The sequence below is a fragment of the Planomonospora sp. ID91781 genome, from assembly GCF_015711595.1.
GTDB classification, from domain to species: Bacteria; Actinomycetota; Actinomycetes; order Streptosporangiales; family Streptosporangiaceae; genus Planomonospora; species Planomonospora parontospora.
The window spans coordinates 3,943,682-3,961,854 of record NZ_JABTEY010000001.1; the positions used below are offsets into that span (position 1 = coordinate 3,943,682).

Annotated in this window: 19 protein-coding genes; 12 read left to right on the forward strand and 7 right to left on the reverse strand. The window is 73.1% G+C overall.

What is annotated here, in order from left to right; translation table 11 throughout:
• The first annotated feature begins 144 nt into the window (after window positions 1–144).
• From HS048_RS17855 to HS048_RS17865, 3 genes are all read left to right on the forward strand, one after another.
• A complete protein-coding gene (locus HS048_RS17855) occupies window positions 145–1,233 on the forward strand; it encodes an epoxide hydrolase family protein (RefSeq protein ID WP_196467548.1) in 1,089 nt (362 codons plus the stop codon).
• Between the two features lie 490 nt (window positions 1,234–1,723).
• Window positions 1,724–2,956 (forward strand): pectate lyase, encoded by a 1,233-nt coding sequence (locus tag HS048_RS38895; RefSeq protein ID WP_196467549.1) that lies wholly within the window; start codon window positions 1,724–1,726, stop codon window positions 2,954–2,956.
• A 215-nt stretch (window positions 2,957–3,171) separates the two neighbouring features.
• Window positions 3,172–3,822 carry a TetR/AcrR family transcriptional regulator gene (locus HS048_RS17865; RefSeq protein WP_196467550.1) on the forward strand — a complete coding sequence of 217 codons (651 nt, stop codon included), beginning with the start codon at window positions 3,172–3,174 and terminating at the stop codon, window positions 3,820–3,822.
• A 91-nt stretch (window positions 3,823–3,913) separates the two neighbouring features.
• Here HS048_RS17865 and HS048_RS17870 read toward each other — a convergent pair whose 3' ends face one another.
• A complete protein-coding gene (locus tag HS048_RS17870) occupies window positions 3,914–4,447 on the reverse strand; it encodes a calcium-binding protein (protein WP_196467551.1) in 534 nt (177 codons plus the stop codon).
• 361 nt (window positions 4,448–4,808) lie between these two features.
• Between HS048_RS17870 and HS048_RS17875 the strand changes: the two genes are divergently transcribed.
• Window positions 4,809–5,540 (forward strand): class I SAM-dependent methyltransferase, encoded by a 732-nt coding sequence (locus HS048_RS17875; RefSeq protein WP_307832527.1) that lies wholly within the window; start codon window positions 4,809–4,811, stop codon window positions 5,538–5,540.
• A 28-nt stretch (window positions 5,541–5,568) separates the two neighbouring features.
• On the opposite strand, the gene HS048_RS17880 is transcribed toward HS048_RS17875, so the two are convergent.
• Entirely contained in the window at window positions 5,569–6,375 is an 807-nt protein-coding gene (locus HS048_RS17880) for an SDR family oxidoreductase (RefSeq protein WP_196467552.1), read from the reverse strand.
• Between the two features lie 268 nt (window positions 6,376–6,643).
• Here HS048_RS17880 and HS048_RS17885 point away from each other — a divergent pair, with 268 nt between their 5' ends.
• The 3 genes from HS048_RS17885 (at window position 6,644) to HS048_RS17895 (ending at window position 9,758) form a co-directional block, all read left to right on the forward strand.
• The gene (locus HS048_RS17885; RefSeq protein ID WP_196467553.1) at window positions 6,644–8,344 is read left to right on the forward strand and encodes an AMP-binding protein; all 1,701 of its coding nucleotides are present in this window, start codon (window positions 6,644–6,646) and stop codon (window positions 8,342–8,344) included.
• Between the two features lie 137 nt (window positions 8,345–8,481).
• Window positions 8,482–8,919 carry a MarR family winged helix-turn-helix transcriptional regulator gene (locus tag HS048_RS17890; RefSeq protein WP_196467554.1) on the forward strand — a complete coding sequence of 146 codons (438 nt, stop codon included), beginning with the start codon at window positions 8,482–8,484 and terminating at the stop codon, window positions 8,917–8,919.
• On the forward strand, window positions 8,916–9,758 hold the full coding sequence (locus HS048_RS17895; protein WP_196467555.1) for an alpha/beta fold hydrolase: 843 nt from the start codon (window positions 8,916–8,918) through the stop codon (window positions 9,756–9,758). The genes HS048_RS17890 and HS048_RS17895 overlap by 4 nt, the downstream gene beginning before the upstream one ends.
• Before the next feature lie 433 nt (window positions 9,759–10,191).
• On the opposite strand, the gene HS048_RS17900 is transcribed toward HS048_RS17895, so the two are convergent.
• Both HS048_RS17900 and HS048_RS17905 read right to left on the reverse strand, forming a co-directional pair.
• Window positions 10,192–10,950 (reverse strand): CPBP family intramembrane glutamic endopeptidase, encoded by a 759-nt coding sequence (locus tag HS048_RS17900; RefSeq protein WP_196467556.1) that lies wholly within the window; start codon window positions 10,948–10,950, stop codon window positions 10,192–10,194.
• Window positions 10,947–11,675 (reverse strand): hypothetical protein, encoded by a 729-nt coding sequence (locus HS048_RS17905; RefSeq protein WP_196467557.1) that lies wholly within the window; start codon window positions 11,673–11,675, stop codon window positions 10,947–10,949. The genes HS048_RS17900 and HS048_RS17905 overlap by 4 nt, the downstream gene beginning before the upstream one ends.
• Before the next feature lie 81 nt (window positions 11,676–11,756).
• Between HS048_RS17905 and HS048_RS17910 the strand changes: the two genes are divergently transcribed.
• Window positions 11,757–12,236: a MarR family winged helix-turn-helix transcriptional regulator gene (locus HS048_RS17910; RefSeq protein WP_196467558.1), complete on the forward strand. Its 480-nt coding sequence runs from the start codon at window positions 11,757–11,759 to the stop codon at window positions 12,234–12,236.
• A gap of 27 nt (window positions 12,237–12,263) precedes the next feature.
• Here HS048_RS17910 and HS048_RS17915 read toward each other — a convergent pair whose 3' ends face one another.
• The gene (locus HS048_RS17915; RefSeq protein WP_196467559.1) at window positions 12,264–13,166 is read right to left on the reverse strand and encodes an SDR family oxidoreductase; all 903 of its coding nucleotides are present in this window, start codon (window positions 13,164–13,166) and stop codon (window positions 12,264–12,266) included.
• 155 nt (window positions 13,167–13,321) lie between these two features.
• Between HS048_RS17915 and HS048_RS17920 the strand changes: the two genes are divergently transcribed.
• From HS048_RS17920 to HS048_RS17935, 4 genes are all read left to right on the forward strand, one after another.
• Window positions 13,322–14,074: an enoyl-CoA hydratase family protein gene (locus HS048_RS17920; RefSeq protein ID WP_196467560.1), complete on the forward strand. Its 753-nt coding sequence runs from the start codon at window positions 13,322–13,324 to the stop codon at window positions 14,072–14,074.
• 95 nt (window positions 14,075–14,169) lie between these two features.
• Entirely contained in the window at window positions 14,170–15,081 is a 912-nt protein-coding gene (locus HS048_RS17925; RefSeq protein WP_196468012.1) for a CoA transferase subunit A, read from the forward strand.
• Window positions 15,078–15,830: a CoA-transferase subunit beta gene (locus HS048_RS17930; protein ID WP_068901700.1), complete on the forward strand. Its 753-nt coding sequence runs from the start codon at window positions 15,078–15,080 to the stop codon at window positions 15,828–15,830. The genes HS048_RS17925 and HS048_RS17930 overlap by 4 nt, the downstream gene beginning before the upstream one ends.
• A complete protein-coding gene (locus HS048_RS17935) occupies window positions 15,830–16,903 on the forward strand; it encodes a nitronate monooxygenase (protein ID WP_307832554.1) in 1,074 nt (357 codons plus the stop codon). Before HS048_RS17930 ends, HS048_RS17935 begins: the two co-directional genes overlap by 1 nt.
• Before the next feature lie 123 nt (window positions 16,904–17,026).
• Here the strand turns inward: HS048_RS17935 and HS048_RS17940 are convergent, their stop codons facing one another.
• Both HS048_RS17940 and HS048_RS17945 read right to left on the reverse strand, forming a co-directional pair.
• Window positions 17,027–17,470, reverse strand: coding sequence for a hypothetical protein (locus tag HS048_RS17940; RefSeq protein WP_196467561.1), 444 nt, complete (start codon window positions 17,468–17,470; stop codon window positions 17,027–17,029).
• A gap of 187 nt (window positions 17,471–17,657) precedes the next feature.
• A complete protein-coding gene (locus tag HS048_RS17945; protein ID WP_196467562.1) occupies window positions 17,658–18,086 on the reverse strand; it encodes an SSI family serine proteinase inhibitor in 429 nt (142 codons plus the stop codon).
• Window positions 18,087–18,173 lie beyond the last annotated feature (87 nt).

Below are 18,173 nucleotides of genomic sequence, written 5' to 3' on the forward strand. Positions count from 1 at the left end.
TCGCGTGCCTGTGCGGCGAGGAGCGGTAGGGCGACGCCGCCACCGACCTCGTCGCCCCCGACGTCGCCCTCGACGCCGACCCTGACCTCGACGCCGACGCGCCCGGACATGCGGGCGCCGAACGAATCCCCCGGAGTCAAAACCATGATCGAGCCCTTCCGCATCGACGTCCCCCAGGCCGACCTCGACGACCTGGCCGACCGGCTCTCCCGCACCCGCTGGCCCGACGAGGTCGCCGACGCCGGGTGGGACTACGGCTTCCCGCTGGCACGGCTCAAGGAACTCGCCGAACACTGGCGCACCGGCTACGACTGGCGTGCGCACGAGGCCGAACTCAACCGGCTTCCGCACTTCACCACCGAGATCGACGGCCAGAACATCCACTTCGTCCACGTCCGGTCCGCGAAAACGGACGCGCTCGCGCTGATCCTCACCCACGGCTGGCCCGGCTCGTTCCTGGAGTTCCTCGACGTGATCGAGCCGCTGTCACGCGACTTCCACCTGGTGATCCCGTCCATCCCGGGCTTCGGCTTCTCCGGGCCGACCCGCGAGCGCGGCTGGGACATCGTCCGGGTCGCGCGGGCCTGGGCCGAGCTGATGCGCCGTCTCGGGTACGAGCGCTACGGCGCGCAGGGCGGTGATTTCGGCTCGGGCATCTCGATGGCGCTCGGCGCGGCGGCGCCCGAGCGGGTCGTCGGGGTGCACGTCAACTACCTGCCGACCCGGCCGGTCCCGGACGCCGGCATCGAACTGTCCGAAACGGACCAGGCCCGGCTGGACAAGATCCGGCAGCTGATGGCGAACCGCCCGCCGTACCAGGCCCTGCAGGCCACCACCCCGCAGACCATCGGCTACGCGCTGACCGATTCTCCGGTCGGCCAGCTGGCCTGGATCGCCGAGCGCTTCGCGCAGTGGACGGACCCGCGTTCGCCGATCAGCGACGAGCGGATGCTCACCGGCATCTCGCTGTACTGGCTGACCGCCACCGCGGCCTCCTCTGCGCGGCTGTCCCGCGAGACCCCGCGGGGGACGGCGCCGTGCCCGGTGCCGGTCGGCGTGGCGGTGTTCGCGCACGACATCACGCAGTCGGTGCGGCCGCTGGCCGAGCGGCTGTACGACATCAGGCACTGGTCGGAGTTCGACTGCGGCGGCCACTTCGCCGCGATGGAGGTGCCGGAACTGCTCGCCGAGGACGTCCGGGACTTCTTTCTGAACCACATCGAGTACGAGTAGTGGTCCGGCTCGCAACCTCGGCCGGGTGATCGACGCGCCGTCTCATGGTCGGCAGACCGTCTGCGGGACCCGATCTCGGTGGTGGCCGGCCGGTCACCGCAGCCGGTGCCGTCCGGGGCCTCGGTGACGGCTGATCCGTACCTCTGAACGAACAGGAGGGCGCCGAGGATCCGGTGGGTGTGTCTGCCTGCCGCTTCTCCCCGGTGTGCCATGCCTGCCACCTCGGTGACCAGGCCGGACTCCTGAGAAGGAGATTCACGGGACAGGCTTTGGGGGCTTTGGGCGGCATACCTGAATGATCTTTCTTGGTTGCTTCGCCCTATTGACTCGAGCGGTCAGAGGGTAATAAGTTCCCGCCAGGAAAGCGTTTTCCAAGCTCCTCCTCGAGGAAAAGCGTGTTCCGAGCCCCTCCCCAGGAGAGCGCACCCCCACATCAACCCCCCGCCGCCGACATGCCTGGCGGCAGCATGGAGGAACAGTGGAAACATCCATGACCAACATGAAACGGCGTCGGCACCGGACCCGCCTGACCGTTGCCATCGCGGCAGCCGCGACCATGGTCGGCGGTCTCGTGGCCACCACGACGCTCCCCGCGTCGGCTGCCGCAGTCGACACCAACCTGAGCCTGAGCGGCGGCGCCGACGGCTCCAGCAAGGCCGACGGCACCAGCTACGGCAACGTCAAGGACGGCAACACGAGCACCTACTGGTCGCCCAGCGGCTCGACCGGCTACGTCTCGGTCAAGTGGGGCAGCGCCACGACGGTGAGCAGTGCCGTCATCAAGCAGGCCTCCGGCGGCGGCTCCATCGGCTCATGGCGCCTGCTCAACGCCGACAAGGGCTCCGTCCTGGCCAGCGGCAGCGGCAACCCGGGCACCGTCTCCTTCGCCTCGACCTCGCTGAAGAAGCTCACCCTCGACATCACCAGCGCATCCGGCGCACCGCGGATCGCCGAGTTCGAGACCTACGCCGGCAGCGGCTCGAACCCGACCCCCACCGCGACCCCGACCGTCACTCCGACCGTCACCCCCACGGGCAACCCCGGTACCGGCACGCCGACCGGCCAGTGGCCGTCCTCGGCGGGTTCGGTGAAGATCTCCGGCACCGTGTCGGTGTCCGGCACCTTCGACGGTGGGATGAAGACCTACTGCTGCATCGGTGACGGCGGCCAGAGCGAGTCGCAGGACCCGATGTTCAAGATCGCCAACGGTGGCACCCTGCAGAACGTCATCATCGGCTCCCCCGCCGGTGACGGCGTCCACTGCGAGGGCACCTGCACGCTGAGGAACGTGTGGTGGAACGACATCGGTGAGGACGCGGCCACCTTCAAGGGCACCGGCGGCGGCACCTCCTACGTCATCGGCGGCGGCGCCAGGTCCGGCTCCGACAAGACGTTCCAGCACAACGGCAACGGCACGGTCAGCATCTCCGGGTTCTACCTCAAGGGCTCGGGCAAGCTGTACCGGGCGTGCGGCAACTGCTCCAGCTCGCACCAGCGGCACGTGAGGATCGACAACGTGCTGGTCTCCGACGTCGACATGGTCGCCGGCATCAACAGCAACTGGGGCGACACCGCCACCATCACCCGCCTCGTCGTCGACGGCAGCGCCACCGTCTGCGGCAAGTACAAGGGCGTCAGCAAGGGCAGCGAGCCCAGCTACATCGGTGAGGGCTGGAACGACGCCAACTGCAAGGTCACCAAGAGCGACGTCACCTACAGGTAGGCCGTAGACGCGTCCTCGACAGGAGGGGCGCCCACCGCACGGTGGGCGCCCCTTCTTTTTTGCGTGCCGCGCGGGCGCGGCCCGGCCGGACGGCATGCCGACCGGATGGACGCCGGCCCCGGCCGTCGTGCCGCCCGGCCCGGCCGTCGTGGATGTGCACGCGGTAGCAGTCATTGAGCAGACTGTTTGTCGGATGAACATGCCATGATGGGCGCATGGCATCCCGGAAGTATCAGCAGGTGCTCCGCGCTGAGGCCGCGGAGGAGACGAGGCGTCGGATCCTGGACGCGGTCGGTCAGTGCCTGCGCGAGGCGCCGACCGAGCAGCCCAGCCTGGGGCGGGTGGCTGAGCTGGCCAAGGTGTCGAGGTCGACGATCTACGCCGACTTCGGCTCGCGGTCGGGCCTGTTCGACGCGTTCGTGGTCGATCTCTGGGAGCGCACCGGTCTGGGCGAGCTCGGCAGGGCGGTGGGCGCCACCGACGCGCGCGAACACCTGCGCGAGGGCATCCGGGCGGCCAGCCGGATGAAGGGCGGCGAGCTGGCGGTCTACCGCGTGCTCCATGCCATGGACCGGCTGGACCCCGAGTCCGCCGGCGGCGCCGTACGTCACATGGAGACCGACCGGCGGGCCGGCGTGCAAAGCCTGGCCGAGCACCTCGAGCGGGAGGGCGAGCTGCGCGAGGGGCTCACCGTCGACGAGGCGGTCGACGCGCTGTGGGTGCTGACGAGCTTCGAGAGCCTCGACCTGCTGGTGACCGGTCGCAGCCACACGGTCGACGAGGCGGCCGACATCCTGGTGGACATGGCCGAGCGAGCCGTGTGCCGGACGCCGGGCGCCCCGGCTGCAAGCAGCCGGGGCGCCTGACGCCGAGTCGGACCGGGGCCGGCGGACCACCACGAGGATGACCTGATCCGAAGAAGAAGGGTCACCCTGATCATCGGAGTGGCCCTTCCGGTCAGGAGTCCTCGCAGGAGTTCAGCGTCTCGGTGTCGCAGAAGTCGTTGTCCGCGCCGCCGAAGCCCTGGTCGAACCCGGCGTTGCCGACCAGGATGTCGTTGCCGCCCCTGCCGTGCAGTACGTCGTCGTTGTCGTTGCCTGAAACGAAGTCCTTGCCCGGGCCGCCGAAGAAGGTGTCCACTCCGGGCCCCATGAAGACCCTCGAGGGCAGGGCGGTGTTGTTGCTCAGGATGTCGTTGCCGCCCTGCAGGTTGGCGACGATGTTGGTGACACCCCCGCTGGGGCACCGCACCGTGTTGGTGCCGACCTGCTGGCAGACGCCCGCGGTGATCAGCGTGTCTCTGTTGTTCCTCACCACGAGGAAGCCGCTCTCGACGCTGATGGAGATGTCGTCGCTGACATTCGCCGAGTTGACGGAGAGCTGGCCGCCGCTCGACGTCACGTTGGTGAGGGCGTGCGCCGGCGCCGACATGGCCAGCAGCGGCGCCGCCACGAGTGCTCCGAGGGCGAGGGTGCGTAGTGCGTTTCTCATCATGCTCCTTGTCTGTGTTCTGGGCCCCGCGAGGTTGTGGTCGTGCGATCGGGTGGTGCGGTGAGTCATGTCGGGCAACTCTTTCGTAGGACACTGTGTACGGTTGAATTGAGCATGAAGGTTGGCCGGACATGCTGTCAAGCCAATATGGGGCGGGCTGCGCCCGCCGAGCACGCTGGACGACGGGACGCCCCGCACGAGGGCAGGCTGCAACGCGCCGGGCACGCTTGCGACGCACTGCCGCGGGGTCGTCGAGGAGACCGTCTCCACCCGCCGGGAGCGGCCGAAGCCGCGGGCGACGGTGCGGCGGGCGGGCGGAAATCCGGTTGCCGGTCGCCCGCCGTACGCGGAGACTGCTGCGGTGCTCTCCGACGCCGGCGCCGCCGAACTCTACGACCTGCTGAACCCGTGGGACGCCGGGCTGTATCCCGCCGACGCGTTCTACGACGGCCTGGTGATGACCGCGGGCGCCGTGCTGGACGTGGGGTGCGGGACGGGCGGCATGCTGCACCACGCGCGTGAACGCGGTCATCCCGGACGGCTCGTCGGGATGGACCCCGACCGGGCGGCGCTCGCACGGGCCCGGCGGCGCACCGACATCGAGTGGGTCGAGGGCGTCGCCGCCGAAGCGGCCTGGGACCGGGAGTTCGACCTGGTGACGATGGTCAGCCACGCGTTCCAGTGCCTCGTGGGCGACGACGAGCTGCGCGCCTCCCTCACCGCCATCCGGGCGGCGCTCCGAGACGGAGGGCTGTTCGCCTTCGAGACGCGTCACCCTCGGGCACGAGCGTGGGAGGACTGGAATCCGGCGAACGCCTCCGAGGTCGTGGACGCGTCCGGCCGCACGCTCCGGATAGCGCACCGGGTCGAGTCGGTCCGCGGCGACGTCGTGACGTTCACCATGACGACCAGCGGCCCGGACGGCGCCGTCCTGCGGGTCGACCGCTCGACCCTGCGCTTCCTGGACGTGCCGGCGCTGGGGAGGCTCCTGACCGAGGCCGGTCTCGCGGTCGAGGCGCAGTACGGCGACTGGCGGCGCGGTCCCGTCACCGGGGACAGCCGCGAGATCGTCACCCTCGCGCGCCGCGCCTGAGATTCGCCCGGAAGGCCGTTCAGGCCGTTCAGGTCGTCCGGGCGCGGGTCACGACGTATCGGGCGGGGACCTCGCCGCCGCCGTGCACCGCGATGTCCGCACCGGTGACGTAGGAGGACAGGGCGCTCGCCAGGTAGAGGCAGGCGCCCGCGACGTCGGCGGGCGCCGCCATCCGCCCCATCGGGATCACCCCCGCGATGGCCGCGCCGCCGTCCTCGCCGTACACCTGCGCCGCGGCCTCGGTCCGGACGAGACCGGTGGTGATGTGGTTGACCCGGACCTTCGGCGACCACTCGAGGGCCAGCGCCCGGGTGAGCGCCAGCAGTCCCGCCTTGGCGGCGGAGTAGGCGGCGATGCCCGGCTGCGGGTCGTGGGCGGCGACGCTGCCGATGTTGACGATCGAGCCGCCGCCCTCCTGGCCCTGCATCACCCGGTTGGCCGGCTGCGCCACGTGGAACGGCGCCAGCAGGTTCAGGTCCACGACCCTGGCGACGAAGCGCGGCGAGACCGTCGCCGCGTCCGCCGACGGTGAGCCCCCGGCGTTGTTGACGAGGACGTCGAGCCGGCCCAGGAGGCCCGCCGTACGCTCCACCAGTTCCGCGGCCGCCGCGGCGTCCCGGACGTCCGCGGCGACGAAACGGGCGGTCCGCCCGCCCGCGCCGGGCAGGGCCGCCGGTTCGGTGCGCCCGCAGACGACCACCTCGGCCCCGGCCGCGAGGAACGCCTCCGCGATCGCGAACCCGATGCCCCTGGTCCCGCCGGTGACCAGCACCGCCCGGCCGGTGAAGTCCATCGCCGTGCCCGTCGCCGTGCCCGTCGCGGTGTCCGTCCCCATGCCGTCGCGTCCCTCCCTAGAGCGGCCCTTCGGTCCCGGGGAGGGTACGGCGGCGCGGCGGGGGCCGGGCGCTGCGTACCGGTCACCGGGACGCCGCATCGGGGAGCGGGTGCGTGTACCGGTCACCGGGACGGCCGCCCGTGCGGCCGGATGCCGGGCGGCACCATGGACACCCCGGTGAACGGCCTCCGGGGACTCGGGCGGACTTCGGCGGTCTTCGGCGGGCTCGGGCGGACTCCGGCGGATTCAGACGGAACAGGGGAGGCTCATGAGCGAGAACGACGCACTGACGATCCCGGGCGTCCTGGACCGCGCCGCGCGCGACCACCCGGAGACCGAGGCCGTGGTGGACGGTCCGGTCCGGGTGACGTACCGGGAGTTGCGGGACAGGGTCCGCGGAGCGGTCCGGGCCTTCGCCGCGTCCGGCGCCGGGCGGGGGGACCGGATCGCCGTCTGGGCGCCGAACGGCCTGGAGTGGATCGTGGCCGCGCTGGGCGCGGTGAGCGCCGGGGCGGTGCTGGTCCCGGTCAACACCCGCTACAAGGGCGAGGAGGCGCGGTGGGTGCTGGCGAGGAGCCGGGCGCGGACGCTCTTCGTCGAGGACGGCTTCCTCGGCAACGACTACCTGGCCATGCTCGGTGCGGGTGCGGGTGCGGGTGCGGGTGCGGGTGCGGACACAAGCACGGGTGCGGGCGGGAGCAGGGACGGGAACGGAACCGGGGACGGACCGCCGGTCCCGGGGCTGCCGGATCTCGCCGCCGTGGTCGCGTTCGACCGCGAGGCGCGACCCGGGACGACGAGCTGGGAGGAGTTCCTCGCCGGGGGCGCATCCGTTCCCGAGGAGACGGCGAGGGCCCGGTCGGCGTCGGTGACCGCCGGGGACGTCGCGGACGTGCTCTTCACCTCCGGCACGACGGGCAGGCCCAAGGGGGTCATGTGCACCCACGGCCAGAACGTCCGGACCTATGAGGCCTGGTGCGGCCGGACCGGCCTGTCGCCGGGGGACCGCTATCTCATCGTCAACCCGTTCTTCCACTGCTTCGGCTACAAGGCGGGCGTGCTCGCCTGCCTGCTGCGCGGAGCCACGATGGTGCTCCAGCCGGTGTTCGAGCCCGGCGAGACGATGCGGTTGATCGAGGCCGAGCGGATCACCGTCCTGCCCGGTCCGCCGACGATCTACACGACGATGCTGGACGCGCCGGAACGCCCCCGGTACGACCTGTCGTCGCTCCGGCTCGCCGTGACCGGCGCCGCCACGGTCCCGGTCGCGCTGGTCGCACGCCTCCGGGCCGAGCTCTTCCCGCAGGTCGTCACGGCGTACGGGCTCACCGAGTCGTGCGGCACGGTGACCTCCTGCTCGCTCGACGACGACGACGCGACCGTGGCCGGCACCTCCGGCCGCCCCATCGAGGGAGTGCAGGTCGCGGTGGCCGACGGTGCGGGCCGGCCGGTCCCCGCGGGAGAGGACGGCGAGATCCTCGTCCGCGGGCACAACGTGATGCTCGGCTACCTCGACGATCCCGAGGCGACCGCGGAGGCGGTCCGGGACGGCTGGCTGGTGACCGGAGACCGGGGCCGCCTCGACGGGCGCGGCAACCTGACGATCACCGGCCGGTCGAAGGACATGCTCACGGTCGGCGGGTTCAACGTCTACCCGGCCGAGGTCGAGCAGGTCCTCGCCCGCCACGCGGCGGTCTCCGAGGCCGCCGTGGTCGGCGTCCCCGACGCGCGGCTGGGCGAGGTCGGCCGCGCCTACGTCGTGCTCCGGCCCGGCGCCGCCGCCACCCCCGAGGCGCTCGTCGCGCACTGCCGGGCGGTGCTGGCGAACTTCAAGGTGCCCCGGGAGGTGCTCGTCGTCGACGGCCTGCCGCGCAACGCGGCGGGGAAGGTGCACAAGGCCGCGCTCCTCGGCGGTCCGGCGGCGGGGCCGCGGGCCGCCGACCCGGACGAACGACGGGCGGCCCGGTGAGCCGCCCGTGCGAGGCGACCGCCGGATCCCACCCGGAACGGACTCTCCGCCGGTGCTCGGCGGGCGGACTGCCCCTCTCGGGTGAACCGGCCGGAATCGCGACTTGCAATGCTAACTTGCAATGCTAAGTTAGTGATGTGGAACGCAATCTAAGCCTCGACCTGCATGTGCTCACCGCCCGCCTGGACCGGGCGGCCGACCGGATCCTGCGCGCCGAGTACGGCGTGTCCTACAGCCGCTTCCTGGCGCTGACCCTGGTGGGGGAGCTGGGTGCCTCGACGCAACGGGTGCTTGCGGACTATCTGGGGGTGACCGAGCCGTCGGTGAGCCGCATGACCGCCGTCCTCGCCGCCGACGGATTCCTCGACGTGCGGCCCGACCCCGCCGGAGGCCGTCGCCGGAGGCTGAGCCTCACGGACAAGGGAGAGCGGCTGGTGGCCTCGGCCCGGCAGGGATTCGAAGAGCGGCTGGCCCTGCTCGTCGAACACAGCGGCGTGCCGTACGACGAGTACGCAGGTCACACCGCGCGACTGCTGGAGACGTTCACCCAGTGGGAGAAGGAGGCGGCCAAGTGAACCGGAGCACCCGGACCCCGCCGGCACGCCGGTACACGGTCCTGTCGGCCGACGGCACGCCGATCGGCTACCGGACGATGGGCGACGGCCCGGGCCTCATCGTGGTCGGCGGCGCCCTGCGGACGGCGGAGGACTACCTGCCGCTGGCCTCCGCGCTGGCCCGCTCCTTCACGGTGCACCTCGTCGAGCGGCGCGGGCGGGGCGCCAGCGGCCCGCTGGGTCCCCGGTACACCCTGGGAAAGGAGGTGGACGATCTCCTCGCCGTCCAGGCGGAGACCGGAGCGCGCTCGGCGTTCGGGCACAGCTACGGCGGACTCGTCGTCCTCGAGACCGCGCGCTCGTCCCGGGTGCTCGACCGCATCGCGGTCTATGAGCCCGGAGTGCCCTGCCTCCCCGTCCCCACCGCCTGGATGGACCCTTACCGGGAACGGCTGGCCGCGGGCGATCCGCACGGCGCGTTCGTTCACTTCATCCGGGGCTCGGGCGGCGCACCGGCCTTCGTGAGCAGGATGCCGTACTGGTATCTGCGCCTGGCCCTGCGTGTCGCGTTCCGGGGGCCGAGCTGGCAGCGGATGCTCCCCCTGCTCGATGCCAATCTGGCCGAACACGGGCAGTTGGCGGCACAGTACGGTCGCCTCGCCGAATTCGCCGCCGTCACCGCTCCGGTGCTGCTCCTCTGCGGAGGCCGTACCGCGCGCGCGAGCAGGGCGGAGTTCGACGCTCTGCGCGACACCCTTCCCGATGCCGTCCTCGAGACGTTGGGCGGCCTCGACCATTTCGGGCCGGAAGGGAAGAACGCATCGGTCGTGGCAGAGCGGGTTCTGGCGTTCCTGCGCTGACGGCCGACGACGCGAGGGCGGCCGGACGCCGACCCGGAGGGCGTCTCGCACCCGGCGTCCGCCCCTGGGCGCTTCCTGCGCCCGGGTGCCTCTCCCCAGGGCCCGGGCGCAGGAGGCGCGGCCTGCGGAGCAGCTGAACCGCAGGAGGAAACGGTGCTGGCGTTCGTGATCGGCGCCGCCGGACGATTGTGCCGGGTCGGACCGGAGGGGCGCGTCCGGCGCTGGATTGAAAGCCGGCCTGCGACTTCCGCGGTACACGGCTACCACGGAAGTCGCAGACACACCGGCTGGCCAGGACGACCCGGTGGTGAAGCGGGCGGCCCTACGGGGGTGGCCGCCCGGAACGCGGGCCGGTGCTGCGGCGCCGTTCTTCCCGGGCGGTGCGGACGCCCGGTCGAGGTCCCCCGCCCGGCCGCCGGTGCCGGCCGGGTTCTCATGGTCCCTGAGCGGCGAGGGAGACGGCGGGGTGCCAGCCGGTCAGTGCCAGCGACAGCAGGACGACGAGGACGTTCTGCAGGACGTGGACCGCGATGGGCACCCAGGTCGATCCGGTGCGTTCACGGATCCAGCCGGCGGCCAGGCCCACCGCGACGGCCAGGGGGATGAAGAGGGGGACCTGGTGGATGAGCCCGAATCCGAGGGCGGTGACGGTGATCGTCCAGGAGGCCGGGAGGCGGGCGCGGAGCCAGCCGTACAGCACTCCGCGGAACAGCAGCTCCTCCGCGACGGGAGCCAGGAGGCACGCGCGGACGAGGATGACGGCGGCCAGGGCCGGTGAGGCGTCGGCGAGCCGGCCGTCGTCGGCTCCGATCGCCCACAGCACCTGCCACACCTGCCCGGCGGGGACGCCGAACCACCCGGCGATGAGATATCCGACCGCGCCGGCGAGGTACGCCGCCGCCCATACCGCGGCTCCGAGGGCGTACCCGGACGGCCGTACGGGGGCCAGGCCGAGATAGAGGCCGCGGGCGCGGCGGTCGCGTCCCACCGTGACGAGCAGCGCCGCGGCGATCGCCGCGTAGACGGCGGCGACCACCACCGGGGCCAGGCGGTCGAGGTCGGCGGACCAGTGCGGGGCGAGGGTGCGTGCGGTGGACGCGGTGAGCACGCCGGCGGCCACCGCGGACGACGCGGTGAGGACGACGGCGAACAGCACACGTCGGCCCCGGGGACGTTCGAGCGTCGTGGTCACCGGCTCTCCCCGGAGGCGGAAGCGGTGTCGGGCGCGGGAGCCGCGGCCGGACCGGACGAGATCCGGCGCCGGTCGGCCGGCAGCCGGACCGCGGCCACGACCAGCCAGGCCAGGGCGGCGAAGCGCACCGGCAGCAGGTACGCCGCCTCGGGGACGAGGAGGGTCAGCGTGGTGAGCTCGGCGACCACCGCGATCACCAAGCCGGCTGCGGCCACCGGGCGGGGCAGCAGCTTCAGCAGCAGTCCGGGCACGGCCACCCCGGCGACCAGCAGCCCCAGCGGGACGACGTGACCCGGGCCGCCGGTGAGGAAGGTCAGGTCGTGCAGGACCAGCAGGATCGCGTCGGCCTCGCCGTGGCGTGACATCGTCCACTGCAGCAGCGCCGACAGCATCAGGGCGGCGGCGGAGATGATCCCGCCCGCCAGGGCGATGCCGGCGCCCGGTGCCCGCACTCCGAGCCGGTGCAGTCTCGCGTGCACGGACGCGGCCAGGATCGCCAGCGGCACCGCCGAGGAGAACTGCAGCAGCCCCGCCAGCCGCAGCGCCTGCGGCTGCGTGGTGAGGTATCCCAGCCGGTCGGCGGCCTCGGCGTAGACCGAGGGATGGCCCCGGCCGGATACCAGTGCGCCGGCGACGAGGCTCGCGAGGAACAACGCCGTGGACAGGGCCGCGAGAAGTGTCAGGGGCGGGCCGCCCTGGCCGCGGCGCGACGGTGCCGTCGTCATGGAGATCCTCCGGATCAGTCATTAATTCATTTGTCGAACGATTCATACCACGAATGATTCGTGTTGTGTATAGTAGGACTCGTGGCAGACAGCACCGACGGGCAGACCGCGGCCGCGGTGGCGTTCCTCCTGGCGCAGCTGGGCGAGCACGCCGCGGCGAAGTTCGCCGAGCGCATCGAATCCCTGGAGCTGACCCCCGCGCACGCCGGGGTGCTGCGCCTGGTGTCCGTTCGGCCCGGGTGCAGTCAGCAGGTCCTCGCCGGGGCGCTCGGCGCCCTGCCCAGCAAGGTGGTCGCCCTCGTCGACGAGCTCCAGCGGCGGGGACTGGTCGAGCGCCGGCGCAACCCGGCCGACCGCCGGCTGCACGCCCTGCACCTCACCGACGAGGGGGAGGAGATGCTGCGCAGGGTGCGGAGCGCGGCCGAGACCCACGGCGCCGAGCTCACCCGCGCCCTCGATCCGGAGCAGCGGGGCCACCTCGCCGACCTGCTCGGGCGCATCGCCGCCGACCAGGGACTGCAGCCGGGTGTCCACCCCGGCTACCAGCGGCTCCGCGGATAGCGCCCTCGGCTCAGGCGGCGCCCCGGCTCAGGCCCCGTAGACGGGTTCGGGGGCGGCGGCGTCGGCCAGCAGGCCGGTGATCACCGGGCCGAGGCCGGCGGCCTCCCAGCGGGCGCCGTTGTCGGAGGCCGGGCCGTGCCGGAAGCCCTCCATCACGCAGATCCGGCCGCCCTCGACCTCGAAGACGCGCCCCGTCACCCCCCGCGACCCGGCCGAGGCGAGCCAGGCCACCAGGGGGGAGACGTTCTCCGGGGCCATCGTGTCGAAGGAGCCGTCCCGCGGGGCCGCCATCGTCGCGGCGAAGACCCGCTCGGTCATCCGGGTCCGGGCGGCCGGGGCGATCGCGTTGACGGTCACGCCGTACCGGGCCAGCTCGGCGGCGGCCACCAGGGTGAGCGCCGCGATGCCCGCCTTGGCCGCGGCGTAGTTGCCCTGCCCCACGCTGCCGAGCAGGCCCGCCCCGGACGAGGTGTTGACCACCCTGGCGTCCACCGGCCGGCCCGCCTTGGACTCGGCCCGCCAGTGCAACCCGGCGTGCTTGAGCGGCAGGAAGTGGCCCTTGAGGTGGACGCGCACCACCGCGTCCCACTCGTCCTCCGACAGGTTCACCAGCATGCGGTCGCGGAGGAAGCCCGCGTTGTTGACCAGCACGTCCAGCCGGCCGTACGCCTCCAGGGCGGTCTCCACCAGGCGCCGGGCCCCGCCGCCGTCGGCGACGTCGGAGCAGTCGGCCACCGCCTCGCCGCCCAGCGAGCGGATCTCCTCGGCCACCCGCCGGGCGGGGCTCTCCGACCCGCCCTCCCCGGCGGCGCTCACGCCGAGGTCGTTGACCACGACCTTGGCGCCCTGCCGGGCGAGCTCCAGGGCGTGCGCGCGGCCGAGACCGCGCCCGGCCCCGGTGACGACGGCGACGCGGTCCTTGCAGATCATCGTCGGCTCTCCTCGGCGGTGACGGCGGTGACGGCGGTGACGGCGGTGACGGCGGTGCGGAAGGGCCGGCCCGCCCCCCGCTCGCTCGGGGGAGGCGGTCGCGCCGTTCCTTTGCTACCTTAATTTCTAACAAATGTTTGGTGGAAAGGCAGCCTATGGGAATCTCCACCAGGAAGCACGGCGACGGCGTCCGCGAGATCGTCGTGGACGTCCCCCCGGTCAACGCCCTGCCGGTGCAGGCCTGGTTCGAGCTGGCGGAGGCCGTGCGGGAGGCCGGGGGCGACGCCGGGAGCCGTGTCGTGGTGCTCCGCGCGGAGGGCCGGGGGTTCAACGCCGGGGTGGACATCAAGGAGATGCAGGCCGCCTCCGGGTTCGAGGCGCTGGTGGGCGCCAACCGCGGCTGCCACGCGGCGTTCGCGGCCGTCTACGGGTGCGAGGTGCCGGTCGTCGCGGCCGTGCACGGGTTCTGCCTGGGCGGAGGCGTCGGCCTGGCGGGCAACGCCGACATCGTGGTCGCCGCCGAGGACGCCTACTTCGGCCTGCCCGAGGTGGAGCGGGGCGCGCTCGGAGCCGCCACCCACCTGGCCCGCCTCGTCCCCCAGCACCTGATGCGCGCGATGGTCTACACCTGCCGGAACGTCACGGCGGCCGAGCTGCACGCGTTCGGCTCGGTGCTGGCGGTCGCGCCCGCCGACCGGCTCCGCGAGACCGCCTTCGAGGTCGCCGAGCAGATCGCCGCCAAGGACCCCTACGTGATCCGCCGGGCCAAGGAGTCGCTGAACGGCATCGACCCGGTCGACGTCAACCGCAGCTACCGCTTCGAGCAGGGCTTCACCTTCGAGCTCAACCTGATGGGCGCCGGCGACCGGCACCGCGACGCCTTCGTCGCCGAGAGGGCGCGGGGATGACGGGCCGCCGGGAGCGGGTCCGGCGCGGCGGGCGGGGGGACGGGGGCCGTCCGCGCAGCGGGGGAGGCGCGGTGAGCGGGCCGGTGAGCAAGGTGATGACGGCCGAGGAGGTCGTCGCCTCGCTGGAGAGCGGCATGACGGTCGGCATCGGCGGCTGGGGCTCGCGGCGCAAGCCGATGGCCCTGGTCCGCGCGGTCTGCGGGTCCGCCCTGAAGGATCTGACGATCGTGTCGTGCGGCGGGCCAGACGTGGGCCTGCTGTGCGCGGCGGGCAAGGTCCGCCGGGTGGTCGCCCCCTTCGTGACGCTCGACTCGATCCCCCTGGAACCGCACTTCCGGGCCGCCCGGCAGAGCGGGGCGGTCGGGCTCACCGAGTACGACGAGGGCATGTTCATGTTCGGCCTGCTCGCCGCGGCGCACCGGCTGCCGTTCCTGCCGATCCGCGCCGGGCTCGGCTCGGACGTCATGCGGGTCAACCCGGGGCTGCGCACGGTCCGCTCGCCGTACGACGCCGCGGGGAGGCCGTACGGCGGCGCCGGACGGGGTGCGGGGGAGAGCACAGAGGAGAGCGCGGAGGAGGAGGGAGAGGAACTGGTCGCGGTGCCGGCGCTGACGCTGGACGCGGCGCTGATCCACCTCGAGCGGGCCGACACCCGCGGCAACGGCCGGTACCTCGGCCCCGACCCGTACCTGGACGACCTGTTCGCCAAGGCCGCCGCCCGCACCTATCTGAGCTGCGAGCGGCTGGTGGACCCGGGTGGGCTGGCCGGCCCGCCGCAGACACTGCTGGTCAGCCGGATGCACGTGGCCGGCGTGGTCGAGGCCCCGGCCGGCGCCCACTTCACCGAGTGCGGGGACCACGGCCGCGACGAGGCCTTCCAGCGGCACTACGCGGCCTCGGCCGCGGACCCGGAGGCGTGGGCGGCCTTCGCCGGCCGGTTCCTGTCCGGGGACGAGACCGCCTACCGCGACGCGGTGCGGCGCTGGCACGAGGAGCGGGCCGGATGAGCGCGAGCCGCGCGGAGGTCTGCGTGACGGCCTGCGCCGAGGCCTGGCGCGGCGACGGCGAGATCCTGGCGGCGGCGATGGGCACCTGCTCGGTCCTGGGGGCCCGGCTGGCCCGGCTCACCTTCGAACCCGGTCTGCTGACCACCGACGGCGGCGCGCTGCTCACCGCCGAGCCGGTGCCGGTCGGCGCGCCCGCGGGTCCTGCGGAGGGCTGGCTGCCGTTCCGCGACCACCTGTGGCTGGTGCAGAACGGACGGCGGCACGTGATGATGGGCGCCTCCCAGATCGACCGGTACGGCAACACCAACATCTCGGCGATCGGCGACTGGACCCGGCCGGTCTCGCAGCTGCTCGGCGTGCGCGGCGCCCCCGGCAACACGCTCTGCAACCCGGTCAGTTACTGGATCCCCCGCCACTCCACCCGGGTGTTCGTGCCGAAGGCGGACGTGGTCAGCGGGGTCGGCTCCGACCGCGCGGCGGAGCTGGGCGCGCGCGCCTCCCGCTTCCACGACCTGCGCCGGGTCGTGACCGACCTGGGCGTGTTCGACTTCGGCACGCCGGACGGGTCGATGCGGCTGGTCTCGGTCCACCCCGGGGTGGAGGTCGGGCAGGTCGTCGCGGCCACCGGCTTCGACCTGGTGATCGACGGCGAGGTGCCGCAGACCCGGTGGCCGGTGGAAGAGGAGCTCCGGCTGATCCGCGAGGTGCTCGACCCCCGGGGACTGCGGGACCGGGAGGTCCGGGCGTGATCGACCAGGTGCTGGACACGCCGCTCACCCGCCTGACCGGCGTCCGCCACCCGGTCGTTCAGACCGGCATGGGCTGGGTGGCGGGACCGAGGCTGGTCTCGGCGACGGCGAACGCCGGCGGGCTCGGCATCCTAGCCTCGGCCACCATGACGCTCGACCGGCTCGCCGCCGCCGTCGAGGAGGTCCGCTCGCGCACCGACGCGCCCTTCGGGGTGAACCTGCGCGCCGACGCCTCCGACGCGGGCGACCGCGTCGATCTGCTGATCAGGCACGGGGTGAGGGTCGCCTCCTTCGCGCTGGCACCCCGCCCGGAGTTGATCGCCAGGCTGAAGGACGCGGGCGTCGTGGTGATCCCGTCCATCGGGGCGCGCCGCCACGCGGAGAAGGTCGCCGCGTGGGGCGCCGACGCGGTGCTCGTCCAGGGCGGCGAGGGCGGCGGCCACACCGGTCCGGTCGCCACCACGCTGCTGCTGCCCCAGATCGTCGACGCCGTCGGCATCCCGGTGATCGCCGCCGGGGGCTTCTTCGACGGCCGGGGCCTGGCCGCCGCCCTGGCGTACGGCGCGGCGGGCGTGGCCATGGGCACCCGGTTCCTGCTCACCTCCGACAGTCCGGTCCCGGACGCGGTCAAACGGCTCTACCTGGCCGCGTCGGAGACCGTGGTCACCCGCCAGGTGGACGGGGTGCCGCACCGGGTGCTGCGCACGCCGCTGGTGGACGGGCTGGAGGGCGCGGGCCGGCTGACCGGCCTGGCCCGCGCGGTGCGCAACGCCGCCCGCTTCCGGAAGCTCTCCGGCATGTCCTGGCCGGAGATGGTCCGCGACGGCCTGGCCATGAAGCACGGCAGAGATCTGACCTGGTCCCAGGTGCTGATGGCGGCCAACACGCCCATGCTGCTCAGGGCGGCCATGGTCGACGGCCGCCCCGACCTCGGGGTGATGGCCTCCGGCCAGGTGGTGGCCCTCCTCGACGACCTGCCCTCCTGCGAGGAGCTGATCGACGCCGTCGTCACCCGGGCCGCCGGCGTCCTGCGGGACCCGCCGGGACTGCGCCCACCGTTCCCGAGTCCGTGACCGGTCCGTTCCCGAGTCCGTGACCGGTCCGTTCCCGAGTCCGTGACCGGTCCGGCGTCGTGACGGTCCGGCCGCGCGGCCGGTGAGCCCCGGACGGGTCCGGCCGCGCGCTTCGCGGCCGCCTCAGCCGCGCGGCACCACCGCCCGGTCCGCGAGGGCGCGGTCGATCAGGCCCTCCAGACGGACGACCGCGGGCCGCCAGTCGGCGGGCACCTCATGGCAGCGGGTGGCCTGCCGACCGCGGTGGCTCAGCGTGTAGGTGAAGTGGTCGGCGATGTCGCAGCCCGCCGGGGAGGAGCGCCACGTCGAGACCGCGTCGAGCTCGCGGCGCAGGGAGCGGAACTCACCGTCGGTCAACCGGAACTCCGCGATCCTCGCGGCGCCGCGGACCCGGGCCGCACCGTCCCGGGTGATCGTGATCGTCTGGTCGATCCCGGCGAACCCGCCCGACTTCTGGAAGGCGATCCGCGCGGAGCCGGTCGCGGACGGCGCCGGGGCCTCGGCCCAGGCCGTCGTGGAACCGGCCGTCGCCATTGCCAGCACCGCCGCGAAGAGCATTTTCCTCATGATGAAGGCTTCCTTCCGAATATCGCGTCTATTTTACCGCCGACATTTATCGATCTATGTCGAGAATGGCAGCGGAAGGCGTGCGCCGTCCGCGCGCGGGCATGAGCCCGCGCGCGGACGTCGTGAACTCCGGCGGGCGCCGCCGTTCTCCTCGGGCGGCGGTGGCCGGAAGGCGGATTACCGCGGCTCAGAAGGCGAAGAGGGATCCGCCGGTGGCGCGCACTGCCGTGCAGTGGTTCGAATAGGTCTGCGCGAAGTGCCGGTGCCGGCCGTTCCAGGTGCCGGTGGCGGTGACGCGGACGGGGGCGTGCTCCCGCGTGCACATGCCGGGGTCCTCGGGGATGCGCTCCACCCGGCCGGCGGCGCGGCGGAGCTGGTCGCAGGCCGTCGCGGCGTAGGCGTGCGTGCCGCCGTCGGGGCCGCAGGTCAGCGTCACCGCTCTGACCGGGGATGATCCGAGCTCGGGCTGCACGGTCAGGATGTACGACCCGCCCGGAGCGCTCGGCTCGGCGGGGACGGCGCCGGCGGGCGGGGCCCACAGCAGCGGCGTCAGGGCCGCGGCGGCGACCAGCGCGAGCCGCGCCGCACGACCGCCGGTGAACCGGCTGATGCTCATCGATGCCTCCATCTGTTTGTACCGCGGTTGCGGTTTCCGGTACGGCGGGCGGCGAAGGGGTTAATCGCCGCCCATCCTTCGGAGGGA